Genomic DNA, 17,745 nt, shown 5'->3' with positions numbered 1-17,745 from the left:
GCATGGACGGCATCTGCACAAGAACCGCCCAAGCCCATGCTGCCCCACGCTTCCACCCTCTGGCGCGCCGCCCTGCGCACCACCGACCTGCCGCGCCACTGGCGCGTGCTCACCAGCCAGCCGCGCCTGGATGTGGTGTTCATCACCAATGTGCGCGACGAGGCCGAGCGCCGCCGCTTCTTCGCCGATCCCAATGACCGCCTGCAACACGCCAGCGGCCCGCGCATGCGCCTGCGCGGCGTGCATGCCCAGGTGCGCGGCTTCAACGTCACGGCGGAAGAACTGCTGACCCGCCCGGGTCGCAAGCTGGCACGCGAACTCTTCATCGAGTGCACGCGCTGGGCCCAGGATCAAGGCGCCCGTGTGGTGCTGCTGGCCGCCTCCACCAAGCGCCTGTTCGGCCGCGATGGCGGCGAACTCAAGGCGATGTTCCCGGACCTCGTCTTCACCATCGGTGACAACGGCACCGCCTGGTTGCTGGGCCAGGACGTGGAGCGCGCGCTGCGCCGCGCCAACCTGAGCGCGCCGGCTCGGCTGCTGGTCATCGGCCCCTACGGCATCCTCGGTAGCGCGGTGGCCGAGCACCTGGCCGGCGCCCGCCACGAGGTGATCGGCTGGGGCCCCAGCACCGCCCTGCTGCAGGAGTGGTCGCAGCAAACCGGATTGAGCGCCGCGCTGGACTTCGAGTCCATCGGCAAGGTGGACGCCGTGGTGTGCTGCTCGCACAGCCCTGAGGCCAAGCTGACGCTGGAGCGCGTGCAGCAACTGCGCCGCACACGCCGCAAGCTCCTGGTGATCGATGTCTGCGAACCCGCCAATCTGGACGCCGAGGAGTTGGCGCGCTGCGGCGACCTGGTGCGCCGCCAGGACGCCGGAAATGCCCACGCCAAGGGCCTGAGCTATGGCCTGGGGCCCCTGAGCTGGCAGCGCCTGCAGCTATCGCGCGGCACCGTGTTCGGCTGCTTCGCAGAGGCCATCGCGCTCTACCAGGCGATCTTCCGCGACCGCTCCAGCATCGCACTGCGGCGCGACTGGTTCGAGGTCAGCGCCTTCAACCAGTTCATCGTCGCCGAGACCTTCCGCGAGCTGGGCATCCAAGCCCCCGAGCCGCATTGCTTTGGCCGCCGCGTGACGCGCTTTGACCTGCGCCGCGAAGAGGCGCAAGCCCTACCGCAGGACACCCCCTTCACCCTGCCCAACCCGCTGCAGGCCCGCTGATGAAAAGCGCCCCCATGACGCGTCGTGGCGCGTGGCTGTGCCTTGCCTTGGCGCTGCTGATCACCCTCTTTTTCTTCAGCCTGAACCTGCGCGTGCCGTCGAGCGGCATCGTGCAGGACGCCCTGCTGGACGGCAGCAACCGCTACGCCCAGTGGAACGCCCAGGCTCAGAAGGTCGGCAGCATCCAGCAGGGCGAGCCCCTGTCCTTTGTGCTGGCTTATCCCAAGGGCCTGGACCTCCAGGGCCTGCGCCAGATCGAGGCCATGACGCAGGCGGCCCGCCGCCTCTTCCCCGAGGGTCAGGTCTGGAGCCTGGCCGCCAACGCCGTGGACTACCGCGTGCAGGATGGTGCGCTGCACAGCCAGCCCTGGCTCAGCCGCCAGCGCCTGGAGACCAAGGACTTCGACCTGGCCGCTTGGAAGCAGGCCGTGGCGGGAGATGCCAGCGTCTACGGCACCCTGGTCGGCCGCCAGTTCGATTACGCCCAGGTCCTCGTCTTCCTGCCCGCCAGCTACGACGAACAAGGCGTGGTCGATCGCGTGGCCGAGTTCCTCGAACAGCGCGAGATCTCCCAACTCGAATGGCTGCTGTGGAAGGGCGACATCCGCCCCGCCCCCGAGCACGCCAATGTGTCCCTGGGCGGCTGGTCGGTGGCGCGCGGGCTGATGCACTACGCGCTGATCTCCGATGTGATGCTTTATTCCACCGTCGGCCTGGTGCTGGCCACCCTGGCCGCGGTGTTCTCGCTCGGTTCCTGGCGCCAGGCCCTGCAGGTCAGCCTGTGGATCTTCGTGTCCTTCGTGGTGGCGCGCGGTGCCATTCCGTTGATGGCCGATCTGGGCCTGCGCTTCTACGGCCAACCCATCTACGAACGCGTCTACTTCCTGCTGGTCATGTCGGCGCTGATCGTCTCGGGCATTTCGCTGAATGTGCGCGCCTTCGAGGCCTACAACCAGCAGTGGCAGCACGAGCCCGGCGCCGCGCGCCTCAGCCTGTGGGCGCGCGTGCGCCCCATGCACGCCAAGTTCAATGTGGTGGTGGCCATTGCGGTGCTGAACTTCGCCACCCTGCCGCAGATCGGCATCCGCGGCCTGCTGGAGGTGGGCGTGCTCACCGGCATCGGGCTGCTGGTCCAGCGCCTGATCGTCAGCACCGCGCTACCAGCCCTGCACGCCTGGCTGGGTGGTGAGCCCAGCGAGGCCCGCCGCATCCCCGGCGCCGCCGCCTACCAGCGCGCCGTGAACGCGCTGCCGCGTGCCGCCCTGGCGCTGCTGGAGCGCCTAGGCCCCCGCCGCAGCCTGGCCCTCAGCCTGGGCCTGACCGGCCTGGCGCTGGCTGGCGCCGCCACCGTGGTGCTGCACGACATGCGCAGCCCAGTAAACGCGCGCTGGATCGCGGTGCAGGAGCGCCCCATCGACTACCTGCCCGGCACCATCGTGGACCGCGGCCGTGCCCTGCTCAACCAGCCCGAGGGCGCCGGCTTTGCGCGCCTGAACTTCCTGGTGCAGCCGGCCCGAGAGGGCGCCCCCAGGACCGGGCCAACCCGGCCCGCCCCCCACGGGGGTATGAGTAGCCGGGCGGAGCCCGTTCTACTCATGACGGAACAGACCGCCGCCAGCGACCCCGCCTTCATCGCCCAGACCCTGGCCTTTCAGCAGCGCGTGCAGGCCCTGGCCGACGCCTACCCGGTGCGTTCGGCGCTGGACAAACTGAGCGAGATTGCCGCCAAGAGCCCCGACGTCGGCACGCCCCTGCCCGCCAGCCGTCAGCAGGCCCATGAGCTGCTGCAACTGATGCGCTGGGACTTCGCCGACTCCCCGTTGGCCGACTTCTTCTGGAGCGATGCCGGCTATGTGCTGTTCGCCGCCCACCCGGCCGACAACTCGCGCGAACTGCGCGCCTTTGCCGACGCCGTGATGCAGCTGGCGCAAGCCGAATTCCCGCAACTGCGCGTGCTGCCCTTCGGCCGCCTGCACACCTACCACCAGACCGACGAGTACATCAGCCAGGGCAAGCCGCTCAATGTGCTGCTGTCCTTCCCCCTGGTGCTGGGCCTGGCCTGGGCCTGGCTGGTGTGGAGCCAGCGCGGCCGGCCGGCGTTGATCAGCCCCTTGCGCAGCGCGGCGGCCCTGTGCCTGCCCTTTGCCTTCGCCTATTCCGTGGTGGTGCTGGTGATGGCGGCGTTCTCGCTGCCGCTGGATCAGGCCACCGCCTGCGCCACGGCCCTGGGCATCAATGCGGCGGTGGACTTCGGCCTCTACGTGCTGGAGGACTACCGCCAGGCCTTGGCGCGTGGGCTCACGGCGCCCCAAGCGCTGCGCCTGGCCCTGGGCGAACGCGGCGCCGTCACCGTCATCGACGCCAAGCTCAACATCGTCTGCTTCAGCCTGTTGCTGCTGTCCAGCTTCGTGCCCATCCAGCGCCTGGGCCTGCTGCTCATCGTGCTGCTGCTGGCCTGCGCGCTGGGCGTGCTCTTCCTGATGGCCGGCGCCCTGGCGTACTGCGTGCGCCCTGCGCCCCACACCTCGAACCAGAAAGTCCCCGCATGAACCGCCGTTCCCTTTTGAGTCTCGGACTGAATGTGGGTCTATTGACCTTGTCCCGCCCGCTCTGGGCCCAAGAAGACGCCGCCGCCCGCGCTGAAGCGCTGTGGACGCGCTATCGCCAGGGCGTGCAGACCGAGCAGGAATGGGTGCGTGTGCGCATAGAGCGCGCCGGCCAGGCCCCCGAGCTCAAGCGCCTGCAGCGCAGCATCCGTTACCGCGCCGATGGCGGCTTCCTGGTGCTGGTGCGCTTTGCCGAACCGGCACTCGATCAGGGGTTGACCCTGCTGATCGACCGCAGCGCCAGCAGCCAGGCGATGTGGCTGCGCATGCCCAGCTGGCCGCAGGCCCGCCGCATCGCCGGCGACCGCGAGGCACGCAGCTTTGGCGGCACCGACCTGAGCTTTGAGGACAACCGCCTGCTGCTGGGCGAGGCCCCCAGCGACTGGAGTTACCGCACGCTGCCCGACGGCCGGCTGGAGGCCAGCCCCAAGTCGGCCGGCGTGAACTCGGCCTATGGCCGCCGCCTGCTGCGCCTGAACACCGAGGGCGCGCTGGCCCAGATCGAATACTTCGACCCCAACGGCCGCCTGCTCAAGACCCAGACCCACGAAGGTCTGAAGGTGGAGGCCAATGGCCGCTGGCGCGCCCAGGGCATCCGCGTGCAGCACGCGCAGGGCAGCAGCCACTTCGAGATCGAACGCCGCGAGTTCGGCGCCGCCCTGCCCGAGGCCTGGTTCCAGGCCCAGCTCAGCGCATGAAGGCGGCGCTGCTCCTGCTGTTGTGCAGCCTGGGCGCCAACGCTCAAACCCTGCGCCACGAAGTGCAGCTGCAAGCCGCACGCGACATGCACGAGTTGCAAGCCCAGAGCCGGGCGGACTGGAGCGGCGAGTCGATCCGCGCCCGGGCCGAGGCCGAGCTGAGCTGGCGGGAAAGTCAAGGCCATGAACTGCGCCTGGGCGAGGCCTGGCTGCAGACCGACACCGCGCTGGGCACCCTGCGTGCCGGCCGCCAGCGCTTTCAGTGGGGCCTGACGGACACCGTCTCGCCCGGCGACTTGATCAACCCGCGCGACTGGCGCGACCTGACCCGCCCGCGCAAGCGCCCCTTGGCTGCGCTCAGCCTGCAGCACGCCAGCGGCCTGCAGGCCGTGCTGGCGCGGGCCGATCACGCCGAGCTGCCCAACGGCGCTTGGGCCTTTCCCCTGCCCCCCGGCCTGAGCCTTGAACGACCCGCCACCCCCGATGCCAAGGCACAGGCCGCGCTGCGCTGGCAGGGCCGGATGGGCGATCAGGAATGGAGCGCGCTGGCCTATCGCGGCCACAGCCACGCGCCGCAGTTCGCATTGGCAGGCCATCAGCTGGTGGCCCGCCACGAACGCCTCAGCGCCTTCAGCCTCGGCCATTTGCGCCCGCTGGATGGCAGCAGCCTGCTGCGTGCCGAGCTGGGTCACTTTCGCGGTGAGCACGGCCAGCGCTTCACCCAGGCCGTGCTGAGCGTGGACCGCGAATGGGCGACGGACGAAGGCAGCATCTACCTGCTGCTGCAGACCCAACGCAGCCGGGGCGCCCAACCCGCCGTGGGCCTTGACCTGCGCCGCGCGCTGGATGGGCAGTGGCTGGCCCGCCTGCAGCACCGCAGCGACTCGGGGCGCCAGGTGCAGGCCGAGTTCGTGGGCGGCAGTGGCCAGGGCGGCAGAACCGGACTATTGCGCCTGGGCTGGAGCCAGCCCCTGAGCGGCGCCCTAGAACTGGAGTTGGGGGCCCAGGCCCTGTGGGGGCGGGGCGCCGCCTTCTGGGCGCCCTGGGCCCGCAACGACCGCCTGTTTGCGCGCCTGCGCTGGGTGGGCTGAAGCGGCTACTGACGCGCGCGGTTCATCACCACCATGCCGGCCAGCACCATCGCGCCGCCCAGGATCAGCGACCAGTCCAGCGCCTCGCCCAGCCACACCGTGGCCACCGCCACGCCAAACACCGGCACCAGGCTGATGTAGGCCGAGGCCGCGCCCGCGCCCAGCGCGGCCACCCCCTCGAAGTACCAGGCATAGGCCAGCACCGTGGAACCCACCACCATGAAGAGCAGGGCCGCCCACCACTCGGTGCCCAGATGCAGCGGGCGCATCAGCGCGTCCCCGTCAAAGCCCCAGGCACTCAGCAGCAACAGGGCCAGGCCAAAGCCGGCCGTCACCGCCGTGGTGGTCAGGGCGTCGATGCCCACCAGCAAGCGCTTGCCCAGCAAGGTGTAGGCGCTCCAGCAAATCACGCAGCCCAACAACAGGGCCTCGCCAATCCCCAGCCCTTCGGTGAACAGGGACCAGGGCGCGCCATGCGTCAGCACCACCACCGCACCGCTCACGGCCAGGAACATGCCCAGGCCGATGCGCGCATTCAACCGTTCGCCGAACAACCAGGCGGCGGCCAGCACGGTCAGCACCGGATTGGTCGTCACCACCAGGGCCGCGCGGCCGGCCGGCAGGTACTGCAGCCCGCCCAGAAAGAAGGCCGCATAGCCAAACACCCCCAGCGCGCCGCCCAGGGCCAAACCGGCCCATTGCTTGCGCGACAGCGCCTGCAGCGTGCGGGTACCAGAGCGCACAAACAGCCAGCCCAGCAGCAGGATCAGTGAAAGCGCAAAGCGCCAGCTGGAGGCCGACAGCGGCGGCACGGCCGCCGCCACCACCTTGCCCGCGGGCCAGGCCGCGCCCCACAGGGCGGCCATCCCCAAGAGCTTCAGATGGACCATCCAGGATGGGGCGGCGGTAACGCGGGCGGCGGATTGCATGGCGGCAGTGTCGCCGCCCGCTGCAGGAGAGCCCGAAGCCCTGGCAAGATGGCCCCGCGCCGCGCTGGGCAAAGGCTGCCCTGCTTGTCCACGCAGACGCTGCCCGGCGCGTTGCACGGCCCCTCTCTTGCTGGTGCACTCCCCCATGCGCGCTGCCTTGCTGCTGTTGGCCCTGTGCGGCCTGAACCTCCAGGCCCAGACCCTCTACCGCTGCGAAGTCGGCGGCAAGCTGGAGTTCCGCCAGAGCCCCTGCCCCGAAGGCGGCAAACCGCTGCGGGTCCACGCGCCGCCGGTCGGCACGGTGACGCCGCGCGCCCCGTCCGCGTCGGCCCCGTCCGCCGCCTCCACCCCAGCCCCCGATGCCGACGCCTCGGCCCTGGGCGCCATCGGCCCGGACCGCCGCCTGCCGCCCGAGTGGCTCACCGCCTGCCTCGATTGGTATCGCCCCCTGCTGCGCGACCCCGACAGCGCCAAGGCGCGCGAACCCTCGCGCGAGCGCGGTGTGCTCAGCCTGACTCTGCAGGCCCGCAACGCCCGCGGCGGCCTGGAAGAGAAGCCGGCGCGCTGCGAATTCAAGTCCGACCGCCTGGACGCCGGCTGGACCCGCATCCACGCCGAGCGCCTGGGCTGGAATGTGAAGGGCGAGGCCTGCCCGCTGCGCGAACGGCCGGTGGCCCCCCGCCCCGGCCAAGCGCTGCCGGCTCAGGCCCCGCAGCTCGTGCTGGACGATCGCGGCATCGAGCGCTGCAGGCCCTGAATTCGAGGTCCGGATTCGGCGCTTCGGCTCTCCAGAATCGGCGCCATGAACTTCCGCATTCTGGGCCTGGACCCCGCCCCCTTCGCCCCGCTCTATGGCCTGAGCGACGCCGCCCTGGCCGAGCAGGGTGTGCAGCGCATCGCCGTGAACGAGCCGCACAGCGCCCCCGATCGCATCGAGCTTCGCGATGCCGAGCCGGGCGAGACCGTGCTGCTCCTCAATCACTGCTATCTGGACATCCCCAACCCCTACTACGGCCGCCACGCCATCTTTGTGCGCGAGGGCGCCACCCAGCGCTTCGAGGCCCTGAATCAGGTGCCCGACGCCCTGCGCCGCCGTTTGCTCTCTCTGCGCGCCTTTGATGCGGCCAGCATGATGGTGGACGCCGATGTGGTCGAGGGCACGCAGATCGAGGGATTGATCGAGCGCCTGTTCGCCGAGCCGGCGGCGGCCTTCATCCAGGTGCACCACGCGCGGCGCGGGTGTTATGCGGCGCGGGTGGAGCGCGGCTAAGCCATTGGCCTTCTGCGGTTGAGCACCGCGGTGGCGCAGAGCGTGTCGTCGAGCAGAAGTTGGCCTCTGCCAAACGCAGGAGCGACCGTGGTGGTTCCTGTGTTGTTATTCATGATTCAATTCATGAATGCAGTCAAACGCCGACGCTATCGCGCAAGCCCTGCGCCAAGGCCCGCTTTCCAGCCGGGCTTTGCAGGAGCGGCTTTCATTGAGCCAAGCCACTGTCTCACGGGCGATCTCTGAGCTTGGCGATGCGGTGCTGCGGATCGGCGACGGGCGTTCTGTTTTCTATTCACTGATCGATTCAAGCTGGATAGCTGCTATCCCTGTTCATCGCGTCGATGCCGAGGGCAAATTGCACGAGCTGGGGCAGCTGATCCCGGTCCGGCCCGAGGGCTTTGTGATGCAACGGATGGATGGCACGCTGCAGCACAGCGACAGCCTGCCCTGGTGGCTGGCCGATGCCCGGCCGCAAGGCTTTCTGGGGCGCGCCTTTGCGCACCGGCATGCCGAGGCGCTGGGACTGCCGAAGTCCCTGGCCGACTGGAGCGACCGCCATGCGCTCAAGGCCCTGGTGGCCTTGGGCCACGACAGCCCCGGCAATGTGCTCTTGGGGGCTGCGGCACGGACGGCCTTTCTGACGGCCGCCGCCCCGCGGGCGATTGCTAGAGCGCAGCGGCCCGATGCCTTTGCCCGGCTAGCGGCATTGGCCGCAGAGGGCGAGCTGCCGGCTTCCTCGGCCGGGGGCGAGCAACCCAAGTTCACGGCCTATGCGCAGACGCCGGCTGGCGCGCGCCATGTCATCGTCAAGTTCAGCCCGCCCGAGCGCAATGCGGTGACCGCGCGCTGGCGCGATTTGCTGGGGGCGGAGCATCTGGCCCTGATGACCTTGCGCGAAGCGGGCGTGCTGGCCGCGAACACCGAGCTGCTGGACCTGGGCGAACAGCGCTTCCTGCAGGTGGAACGGTTTGATCGCATCGGGCCGCTGGGCCGGCGCGCCCTGCATTCGCTGGGCAGCCTGGACGACGAGTTCGTGGGCAATCGCCAGGCCCCCTGGCCGGCCGCCGTGCGCCAGCTGGTGCGCGCCCGGGTGGTGGCGCAGCAAGCCGAGGAGCCGGCAGCGCTGCTCTACGCCTATGGCCTGCTGATCGGCAACACCGACATGCACATGGGCAATCTGTCCTTCTTCAGCGAGCCCGGCCAGCTCTGCCAGCTTGCCCCCGCCTACGACATGCTGCCCATGGGCTTCGCCCCCACGCCCAGCGGCACGCTACGCGACGCCTTGCCCGCCCTACAACTGCCCGCCGAGGTGCCGCCGCGCGTCTGGCCGCAGGCCCTGGGGCTCGCCCAGCGCTTCGTGGCGGCGCTGCAGCAGCTCCTGCAAACCGGCACGATCTCGCCTGACTTCCAACCCTGCGCCCAAGCCATCGCCCAGCGGCTGGCGCAGGCGCAGCGGCAGGTGGAGCGGATGGCGGTTTGAGGGTGGGCTGAGGGTGCCGCGCCGCACCTAAGCGGCCTGGCCCGCCACCGCCCTGCGCAGCGTGATGCTGGTGGGCCGGCTGTAACCCGCGTGGGCCGACTCCCCTACCTTGTGAAAGCCCAGCGCCGCAAAGGTGGCGTGGTTTTCCACCAGCTCCACCCGGGTCTGCAGTTCCAGCCAGGGGCGCCCATGCGCCCGCGCCAGGTCGTCGGCCGCTGCGAACAGCGCCCGCGCCACGCCCCGGCCGCGTGCCCCCTCGGCCACGGCCACCTTGCCCACGTAGACGCAGTCGCTCCGCAACGCGGCGAAGGCGCAGCCGATCAAGCGCTCGCCCTCCTCGGCCACGATCAGGGTCTCCGCCGCCGCCTTGGCCTGAAAGGCCTCGACGCCCATGCCCTTGAGGGACGAGGGCGGGTCAATCCGCGCGTCCATATAGGCAAAGGCGTCGCGCACCAGTTGAAGGAGCTGCGGCCAGGCGGAGAAGTCGGCGGGGGCGGTGCGGACCTGCATATTGGGCGGACGGCTCAGGTTGGAGCAAGGCGAGGGCCGAGGGCGGCCAAAGCCTGCATGAAGTCTTGCGGAAGGGGCGCGATCGGCCGCAGCCGGCTTGTCATGGCGCCCGGGGGCTGCGCAGCGCACGGACGATTCAAAAGTCGGCCGGTTCCCAATCGTCTGGACCAAAGGTCGGGACAAAGTGTGCGTTCTCTTCGGGTTTGGTGACGTCACCAAACCATCCAAAGACCGGGGCCGCATCGCTGAAGCAACGCTCGATCACGGCTCGGTGGCTTTCCTGATCCGCGGGGAATCCGTAAAAGCAGACCTCGGTCGAAAAGAGATTCTTTGTGCGCAGATGAAAAAAGCGCCCGCCGCAGTACAGCATGTAGTGAAGCTGACCGCTGTTGTGGCGCGCCGTTGCGTCGACTTGAAGGAGATAGGCGTCGCGGTATTCATCCAGGGCAATCCGCATGCCATCGACATGTTGTTTCAAGATGCGGGGGCCCAGGGGATCGCGAAGCGCGTCCTCTGCAATACGGGCAACTTGCCGCACAGAGGGAAATGGAACGAGGACGAATGCCATAGATCGAGTGACTGAGTTTGGACGCCAGGCAGTGGCTTGAGTGAGCCCCGGGTCGGAGGCGCTGGACCTCACCCGCAGGGGTCCTTCGCACTCCTACTCACCGCCCACCCGTGCTGGGGCCGAAGAGGCCAACGCCTGCAGGTCCGATCTCGCGCCAGAGCAGCGCTCCGAGTTCAGGTTGAAGTGTGAAGTCCTTCGGGGTCAGGCCGCGCGGCCGGGCGCATCCAGGCGCTCGCGGTCGTAGTAGTCCACATCGGCCTCGGCGTGGAAGAGCTTGCGCAGCCGGGGCGCCCCGGGCTCGCTGGAGTAGACGCCGATCTTGTCGGAGTCCGGGTACTCGCACACCTCGGTGTCTGCCAGCGTCGAGAGCGACAGATAGCGCAGAGGGGTGCTGCCCGTGTTGATGATCTGGTGCGCCACCTCCGGCCCGCCCGTGGGGCAGGCCACAACGTCATGCACCCGCAGCGGGAAGCGCTCCGCGCCGAAGCGCAACTCCCCCTCGCCCTCCAGGATCAGGAACATCTCCTCTTCCTCGCGGTGCGCATGAAACGGGCACTGCGCCTTGCCCGGCGGCAGCTCGGTCAGGTTGTAGCCCAGCTTGCGTGCCCCGATGGCGGCGCTGAACAGCGCGCGCCGCGAGGTGTAGACGCCGTTGTCCTCGAGGTCATCGAATTCGAGGTCGTTGAGGTTGGCGATGGGGTGGGGCATGGGGGCCATGGAGAAATGACTTCGACACCGAGACTGAGGATGGTGCTTAGGCAATTGAAGCGTCTTGCCAGGCGTCGTTGTTCAATGTTTGAAGGACTGGTCGGCGTCCATGGGGTTTCGGAGCCCTTGAACGTGGAAACCCACTGGAGATGCGACTCCGACAAATTCGACCTGCCTGCCCGCAATCAATTTGCCGCTCAGGGGGAAATCGTCGGCGCACAGGTTTTCAGTGGCGCGGCCGTGCTGCAACTCCAGATACTGCTGGCACACCGATCGGCGGGATTCCCAACGGCGCACAGAGAGGACGGTTAACTTCAGGACTGCTGGCCTCTGAGAGAGCAAGGTACTGGTCAGTGCAACCCATCCCTGGGCTGCGAGGAACAAGAGGCCCGCAACTGTGCCGCTGAACAAGATGAAGGCAGCAAGGCCCAATACGCCGGACGAGAGCCCGCGCGCTTCCCTGAGGCGGCGAGTAATCCATGCACCAACGACGATCGCAGGGAACCCGAGCATGGGTGCCATCAGTGCAGGATGGAGCTGATAACTGGCGATGAATTCGTCGCCGACTACCCTTGATAAAACGATTCCACAAAGGGCATAGACGCCGAGCGTTACGACGATCGGTGAGGGAATTTGTCTTTGGGGCACTTGAAGTCCTGCGTGCTCCGCTGAGGCGACCACGAACCACCAGCTTGGCAGCAAGGTTCGAGAAAATTTTTTTATCAGCAACGATTCCCCCTGATCTGCCGCATGCGACTTGCAAGACCCGTGGAAATCGGCGCCTTTGTGACGAGCTCTTCGGCTTCTGGGTCGGTCCGCTGCGGTCGAGCAGAAATCCTAGTCGAGACGGCTCAGGGCCTTCCGTGGGGCTTCTGCAGCGCAGCGGCAACGCCCCACCTTACATCTCCCGGAACAGATGCAAATAGCTGCGGCTCACCGGCAGCCGCTCGCTGCGGCTTTTGAGTTCGATGTCGGCGGTCTCGTTGTCGTTGCGCTGCACGCGGCGGATGGCGCGCAGGTTCACGACAACGGAGCGGTGCACCTGGGCGAACTCGGCCGGGTCGAGCTGGGCCAATAGCTCTTTGAGCGGCAGGCGGATCAGGGCCTCGGCGGGCTTGCCGCTGGGGTCGTTGCTGTCGCGGTAGGCCACCAGGGTGTATTTGCTGTCGGCCTTCAGGTAGTCGATGGTCTCGACCGGGATCATCACCAGGCCCTGGCCGACGCTGGCGCGCACCCAGCGCAGGCGCTCGGTGGCGGCGGGGGCGCCTTGGGCGCGCTGCAGATGCTGGGCGAGCTGCTGCAGCAGGGCCTCGCTGTGCACGGCGGGTTGGGCGGCCTGCATGCGGTCTTTCAGGCGCTGCACGGTCTCGGCCAGGCGGGCGGGGGTCACGGGCTTGACCAGATAGTCCAGCACACCGTGCTCGAAGGCTTCGAGTGCGTATTGGTCGTAGGCGGTGACGAACACCAGGTGCGCGCGCCGGCCGATGACGCGCGCGGCCTCCACGCCCGAGAGGCCGGGCATGTGCACGTCCAGAAAGCAGATCTGCGGTTTGAGCTGCTCGAACAGCTCGACGGCCTGGCGGCCGTTGCGCGCCTGGGCCACGATCTGCAGTTCGGGCCAGGCCTTGGCCAGGCGGGCCTCCAGCAGTTCGCGCAGCAGGGGTTCGTCGTCGGCGATCAGGGCGGTGGGGTTCATGGGCGCGTGGCGTCTGAATGGGGCGTGAACTCGATCGTGGCTTGGATGCCGTGCGGGTGGACCTCTTGCAGGCCCAGGGTGGCGCTGCCGCCATAGGCCCAGAGCAGACGTTCGCGCAGCGCGGCCAGCCCGGTACCCAGGCCGCCGCCGCTGGCCTGCAGGCCGATGCCGGTGTCCACCACGCGCAAGCGGCAGCGGCCGTCTTTCCCGGCCTCTCCTTCAAGCCGCTCGGCAAGGACGTCGATGCGGCCGCCCTCCTCGCTCGGGTCGATGCCATGCTGCACGGCATTCTCCACAAGGGTCAGCAGGGTCATGGGCGGGCAGCGCAGGCCCTGCAGGCCGGGCTGCACATGCAGGGCAAAGGCCAGGCGGTCGGGCATGCGCATCTGCATCAGCTCCAGGTAGGCGCGCACCAGCTCCAGCTCCTGGCCCAGGGTGTTGGCGGCGCCGTCCAGGCGCGGCACAGCGGCGCGCAGGTAGTCGGTCAGGGCCTGCAGCAGCTGCGGGGCGCGCGGGCTGCCGGTTTCCACCAGGGCCTGCACATTGGCCAGGGTGTTGAAAAGGAAGTGCGGCTGGGCCTGCGCGGTGAGCAGGCGCATGCGCGCCTCCAGCGCCTGGCGGGCCATCTCACTGCGCTCCAGCTCGAAATCAATGGCTTGCTTTTCCACTTTGGCCTCGCGCTGGCGCAGCAGCGCGGCCAGCGCCGCCCAGGGCGCCACCAGCATGCCCAGGAAGGTGAAGGTCATATAGCCCTGCAGGCGCTTGGTCTGCCAGAACGGCGCGGCGCCCGCCGGGTCGGTCAGCCAGAAGGCGACGAAGAGGGCCAGCGGCACCGCCACCCCCACGGCCACCACCTGCAGCACCCAGCGCGGCAGCCAGGCGGGCAGGCGGCGCGGCCACAGCTCGAACAGGCCGAAGACGAGCATCAGCACCAGACCGACGCCGAACACCCGCGCCACCAGCTTCCACAGGGCGGGCTCCCAGCCGAAGCTGAACAGCAGGATGAAGAGCGCGCAAACGATGCCCACCGTGCGCACCCGCCGCCAACCGAGCAGGGCACGCCAGCCGGTGGGGGAAGGGGCGGCGTTGAGCTGAGCGGCGGGGTTGGAACTCATGCGGCAGCGTACCCGGGTGCGTCGGCTTCAGCGCCAGCGCTCGGCCGGTTGGCGAAAGTAGTGATGCACGATGTAGCGCCAGGGCAGCACCAGCGGCGTCAGCACCACGCCCATCAAGCAAGCCAGGAAGTTCGCCTCCACACCCGGTGTGAGGGCGTTGTTCAGCCACAGCGGGATGCCAATGACCGCGACCCAGATGGTCTTCCAGCTCAGCTCCCAGATCAGCAGCGGCAACATATGCAAGGGGTAGCGCAGCCCGAGGAGCGAGACGACGGACACACCGAGCATCAGCGAGCCGAGTACCCCGTTGCGCTGCGCCCAGGCGTCGGTGTGCGCCGCCATGCTGGGGCCCCAGGTGAGGGCCAGGCCCACAGTGATCAGCAGATAGAAGGCGCGCAGCAGGTTCAGGCGCCAGAGGGGGACTTCGTTCATATCGGGGTTCTCGTTTTGGTCGACTCAGCCACTTGAAGCGCTTCAGCCGGGTTAGGTCAGCTGGGCCAGGCGCTTGCGCACATCGTCCAGATTGGCCGGCTTGGCGCGCTTGTTGGTGAGGTAGCGCTCCCAGGCGGTCTTGGCCTGGGCCTTGTCGCCCTGGGCCAGATAGGCCTCGCCCAGACGGTGGTCGATGGGGAGGTCAGCGGCGCCGCTGAGGCTGCGGGCCCGTTCCAGCAGGCGCACGCCTTCGTCCGGCTGGCCCAGCGCGACCTGCACGCGGCCCAGGCCGTAGCTGCCGGCGGCGTGGGTCGGTTGCTCGCGCAGCAGGCCCTCATAAAGGCTCTTGGCCTTGGCCAGGTCCCTGCCGTCATTCAGATAGACCAGCGCGAGTTGCAGGGTGGCTTCGCGCACCTGCTCCTGCAGGGCGGCGTCTTTGCTGCCGCGCAGGGGCTGCAGCTCGCGCTCCATCTCGCCCCACTGCTTGCCTTCAGCGGCGATGAAGACGCGGATGATGCGCGCCGTCTCGGGCTGGCTGCTGCGCACGGCAGCCTCCAGTGCCTTGGCCTTGGCCAGGCTGCCGCCCATCATGCCGGGCACGGTCACATAGAGCTTGGCCAGTTGCACGCGGGCGGTGAAGCTGGTGGGTTCCAGCTCCAGCGTGCGCGTCCAGATCTCTTTCAGCGCACCGACGCTGCGCAGGGCCTTGACCATGCCCATATTGAGCATCTGCTGCCCCAGGTTCTGCGCCTTGGCGAGGTGGCAGACCGCCTCGTTGGGATGCTGCTCGGTACAGCGCTGGGCCTGCGCGGCGCCGGCCTCCAGGCGGCGGGCGTCGGCCGGGTCCAGCAGGCTGAGCGCCAGGGCCAGCGCGGCGCTGGCCTCGGCATCGGCGGCATTGGCCTTCAGCCGCGCCTGGGCCAGTGGCTCCAGTTCGGCGAACTGGCCGGTGGCGTTCAAGGCTTCGAGCTGGGCGTCTTTGAACACGGCGGCCTGGGTGGGTGTGGCGCACAGCAGCAGGGCGGCCAGGGCAATGACGAGGGGGCGGGGAGAGGCGAGACGCATGGGGGGTCCTGAGGCGGCGTGAGGGGTCTGAAAGTTCAGACGGCGAGGCCATTGTTTGAGTCGGGTGTCCTGCCGGGGTGGCGCCTCAGACCGAAGGCGGGTTGCGGGATTCCAGGCACGGCTGGGCAGGACGAAAGGGCCAAATTCCGGCCGGGCGGCGGCCGGTGCGCTTGATCCGCCCGCAGCGTGCTTGGCGCCGGCTCGGCGGTGCTTCGTCCTTTGCCCGCCTGGGGCCGCCGGCGCAGGGGGCACAGTGGCGACCTGATCGAATCGAGCCCTTCATGAATAGACCCCTGCGACTTCTACTGCGCGTGCTGCTGGCCCTGCTCGGGCTGCTGGCGGTGTTGGCGGCCCTGCTGGCCTACTTTGTCTACACGCCCACGCCCGAACTCCCGGCGCTCTCCGGCACCCTGAGCAAGGGCGAGATCCGCGTGGCCGGGCAGACCCGCCACTACCGCCTCTACCGGCCCAAGGGCCTGCCCCCGGACGCGCCGCTGCTGCTGGCCCTGCATGGCTCGGGCGAGGGGCCGCAGGCCTTGCGCGCCAGCACCGGCTATGGCTTTGAGCGCCTGGCCGAGCAGCATGGCTTTGCCGTGCTCTATCCGAAGTCCTTTGCCTTTGACTGGAACGATTGCAGTTCCATCGGCGACACCGAGTTGAACGGTGTGCGCGCCGACGAGGTGGGCTTTCTGGCGGCCCTGGTGGACCAGCAAGTGGCCGAGCACGGGCTGGACCCGCGCCGGGTGTTCGTGGCCGGCGTGTCCAACGGCGGCTCGATGGCCATGCGCCTGGCGCTGGAAGACCCCCAGCGCTACCGCGCCGTGGCCGCCGCGCTGGCCAATGTGCCGGCGCCGCAGAACTTTCAGTGCAAGCCGGTCGCGCAGGCCGGCACCACCCCGCCCCTGTTGATCATGAACGGCACGGCCGACCCGCTGGTGCCCTATGCCGGCGGCGAGATCAACCTGCTGGGCCTGTTCTACAAGGGCGGTGCGGTGATCTCCTCGATGGACTCGGCCCAGTACTTTGCGGATCGGCAGCAGCTCCAAGCCCCGCCGCAGATCCAGTCCACACAGACCGCCGGCGGCTGGCGCGTCGAGCACGCACGTTGGCTCGGCGCCGCGGGCCGCCCCCAGGTGCAGCTGACCACCCTGCACGGCGCCGGCCATGTGCTGCCCCAGCCCTGGGCCGCCCGCCCGCGCCTGCTCGGGCCTGCGCCCACCGAGCCCAATGGGCCGGAGATGATCTGGGCCTTCTTCGAGCAGCAGTCGCGGTAACTAGCGCGCCGGCTCCGCGGGGAACTCCAGCTCGACGCACACCCCGTGGGGTTGCACCTCACGCAGGCTCACCTGGGCATCGCCGTTGAACACCAGCTGCAGGCGTTCCTTCAGCGCGGCCAGGCCGGTGCCCAGGCTGCGCCCGGTGGCCTGCAGGCCCACACCGGTGTCGCGCACGCTCAAAAAACAGCGGCCGGCGCGCTGGGCGGCGTGGATGCGGATCTGGCCGCCTTCTTCGCTTGGGTCGATGCCATGGCGCACGGCGTTTTCCACCAGGGTCATCAGGCTCAGCGGCGGGCAGCGCAGCGCCTCCACGCCGGGCTCGGCTTCGACCCTGAAGTCCAGTCGATCCGGCATGCGCAGGTGCATCAGCGCCAGGTAGGCGCGCACCCGCTCCAGCTCCTGGCCCAGGGTGGCGCCGGCGTCGTTCAGGCGCGGCACGGCGGCGCGCAGGTAATCGATCAGGCTTTGCAGCACGGTCGGCGCGCGCGGGCTGCCGGTCTCGACCAGGGCCTGCACATTGGCCAGGGTGTTGAAGAGGAAATGCGGCTGCACCTGGGCGCTGAGCAAACGCATGCGGGCATCGAGCGCCTGGCGCGCCAGCTCGCTGCGCTCCAGCTCAAAGGCCAGCGCCTGCTCGCTGACCCAGGCCTCGCGCTGCTTGACCAGGGCCGACAGCGCCACCCAGGGCGCCAGCAGCACACCGAACACCATCATGATGAAGGCGCCACTCAGGCGTTTACCCACCTTGTAGAAAGGCGGGGCGCCGGGGTCGGTGCTGGCCCAGTAGATGAAGAAAACGATGAAAGGCACGGCCAAGCCCACCATCACCACCTGCAGGGCCCAGCGCGCCAGCCAGGGCGGCAGGCGGCGCGGCCATTGCTCGAACAGGCCGTAGATCAGCATCAGGCACAGGCCGATGAAAAAGATGCGCGCCCACAGGCTGGGCAGGCTGGACTCCCAGCCCAGGCTGAACAGCGATGCCACCGCGGTGCAGACCAGGCCGGTGGTGCGCAAGCGGCGCCAGCCGAACAGGACGCGCCAGCCGCGCGCTTTGGGGGCCAATGGGCTTCCAAGACTCATGG

General features: G+C 69.0%; 18 protein-coding genes. 8 read left to right on the top strand and 10 right to left on the bottom strand.

Translation table 11 applies throughout. The annotated features are described in order from the left end of the window. Positions 1–36 precede the first annotated feature (36 nt). The 4 genes from FF090_RS01390 to FF090_RS01375 are packed head-to-tail and all read left to right on the top strand — an operon-like array spanning position 37 to position 5,613. A complete protein-coding gene (locus FF090_RS01390; protein WP_138855031.1) occupies positions 37–1,218 on the top strand; it encodes a hypothetical protein in 1,182 nt (393 codons plus the stop codon). Then, positions 1,218–3,767 (top strand): RND transporter family protein, encoded by a 2,550-nt coding sequence (locus tag FF090_RS01385; RefSeq protein WP_138855030.1) that lies wholly within the window; start codon positions 1,218–1,220, stop codon positions 3,765–3,767. The genes FF090_RS01390 and FF090_RS01385 overlap by 1 nt, the downstream gene beginning before the upstream one ends. Beyond that, positions 3,764–4,522, top strand: coding sequence for an outer membrane lipoprotein-sorting protein (locus tag FF090_RS01380; protein WP_138855029.1), 759 nt, complete (start codon positions 3,764–3,766; stop codon positions 4,520–4,522). Before FF090_RS01385 ends, FF090_RS01380 begins: the two co-directional genes overlap by 4 nt. Further along, positions 4,519–5,613 (top strand): hypothetical protein, encoded by a 1,095-nt coding sequence (locus FF090_RS01375; RefSeq protein ID WP_138855028.1) that lies wholly within the window; start codon positions 4,519–4,521, stop codon positions 5,611–5,613. Before FF090_RS01380 ends, FF090_RS01375 begins: the two co-directional genes overlap by 4 nt. Positions 5,614–5,618: 5 nt before the next feature. Here FF090_RS01375 and FF090_RS01370 read toward each other — a convergent pair whose 3' ends face one another. Continuing rightward, positions 5,619–6,542 carry a DMT family transporter gene (locus FF090_RS01370; RefSeq protein WP_138855027.1) on the bottom strand — a complete coding sequence of 308 codons (924 nt, stop codon included), beginning with the start codon at positions 6,540–6,542 and terminating at the stop codon, positions 5,619–5,621. Positions 6,543–6,687: 145 nt separating this feature from the next. Here FF090_RS01370 and FF090_RS01365 point away from each other — a divergent pair, with 145 nt between their 5' ends. The 3 genes from FF090_RS01365 (at position 6,688) to yjjJ (ending at position 9,292) form a co-directional block, all read left to right on the top strand. Then, complete coding sequence (locus FF090_RS01365) at positions 6,688–7,299, top strand: hypothetical protein (RefSeq protein WP_138855026.1); 612 nt, start codon at positions 6,688–6,690, stop codon at positions 7,297–7,299. 45 nt (positions 7,300–7,344) lie between these two features. Next, entirely contained in the window at positions 7,345–7,812 is a 468-nt protein-coding gene (locus tag FF090_RS01360; protein ID WP_138855025.1) for a DUF1203 domain-containing protein, read from the top strand. Between the two features lie 127 nt (positions 7,813–7,939). Continuing rightward, positions 7,940–9,292, top strand: a complete 1,353-nt coding sequence (yjjJ, locus tag FF090_RS01355) for a type II toxin-antitoxin system HipA family toxin YjjJ (protein WP_138855024.1) — start codon at positions 7,940–7,942, stop codon at positions 9,290–9,292. Between the two features lie 27 nt (positions 9,293–9,319). Here yjjJ and FF090_RS01350 read toward each other — a convergent pair whose 3' ends face one another. The 8 genes from FF090_RS01350 to FF090_RS01315 all read right to left on the bottom strand — a co-directional run bounded on the left by FF090_RS01350 (position 9,320) and on the right by FF090_RS01315 (position 15,386). Further along, positions 9,320–9,802: a GNAT family N-acetyltransferase gene (locus tag FF090_RS01350; RefSeq protein WP_138855023.1), complete on the bottom strand. Its 483-nt coding sequence runs from the start codon at positions 9,800–9,802 to the stop codon at positions 9,320–9,322. A 136-nt stretch (positions 9,803–9,938) separates the two neighbouring features. Further along, positions 9,939–10,370: a hypothetical protein gene (locus FF090_RS01345; RefSeq protein WP_138855022.1), complete on the bottom strand. Its 432-nt coding sequence runs from the start codon at positions 10,368–10,370 to the stop codon at positions 9,939–9,941. A gap of 201 nt (positions 10,371–10,571) precedes the next feature. After that, on the bottom strand, positions 10,572–11,078 hold the full coding sequence (locus FF090_RS01340; RefSeq protein ID WP_138858251.1) for a cupin domain-containing protein: 507 nt from the start codon (positions 11,076–11,078) through the stop codon (positions 10,572–10,574). 81 nt (positions 11,079–11,159) lie between these two features. Further along, complete coding sequence (locus FF090_RS01335) at positions 11,160–11,807, bottom strand: hypothetical protein (protein WP_138855021.1); 648 nt, start codon at positions 11,805–11,807, stop codon at positions 11,160–11,162. A 169-nt stretch (positions 11,808–11,976) separates the two neighbouring features. Beyond that, a complete protein-coding gene (locus FF090_RS01330; protein ID WP_138855020.1) occupies positions 11,977–12,774 on the bottom strand; it encodes a LytR/AlgR family response regulator transcription factor in 798 nt (265 codons plus the stop codon). Then, positions 12,771–13,889, bottom strand: coding sequence for a sensor histidine kinase (locus tag FF090_RS01325; protein ID WP_138855019.1), 1,119 nt, complete (start codon positions 13,887–13,889; stop codon positions 12,771–12,773). Before FF090_RS01325 ends, FF090_RS01330 begins: the two co-directional genes overlap by 4 nt. Before the next feature lie 27 nt (positions 13,890–13,916). Continuing rightward, entirely contained in the window at positions 13,917–14,321 is a 405-nt protein-coding gene (locus tag FF090_RS01320; RefSeq protein WP_138855018.1) for a hypothetical protein, read from the bottom strand. A 51-nt stretch (positions 14,322–14,372) separates the two neighbouring features. After that, complete coding sequence (locus FF090_RS01315; protein WP_138855017.1) at positions 14,373–15,386, bottom strand: tetratricopeptide repeat protein; 1,014 nt, start codon at positions 15,384–15,386, stop codon at positions 14,373–14,375. A gap of 281 nt (positions 15,387–15,667) precedes the next feature. Between FF090_RS01315 and FF090_RS01310 the strand changes: the two genes are divergently transcribed. Next, entirely contained in the window at positions 15,668–16,660 is a 993-nt protein-coding gene (locus tag FF090_RS01310; RefSeq protein ID WP_138855016.1) for an extracellular catalytic domain type 1 short-chain-length polyhydroxyalkanoate depolymerase, read from the top strand. On the opposite strand, the gene FF090_RS01305 is transcribed toward FF090_RS01310, so the two are convergent. Further along, on the bottom strand, positions 16,661–17,743 hold the full coding sequence (locus FF090_RS01305; protein WP_138855015.1) for a sensor histidine kinase: 1,083 nt from the start codon (positions 17,741–17,743) through the stop codon (positions 16,661–16,663). Positions 17,744–17,745 lie beyond the last annotated feature (2 nt).

It is taken from the genome of Inhella inkyongensis (assembly GCF_005952805.1).
Lineage (GTDB): Bacteria > Pseudomonadota > Gammaproteobacteria > Burkholderiales > Burkholderiaceae_C > Inhella > Inhella inkyongensis.
The sequence above is the reverse complement of the archived record's forward strand: the minus strand, read 5'-3'. Positions and strand labels throughout refer to the sequence as shown.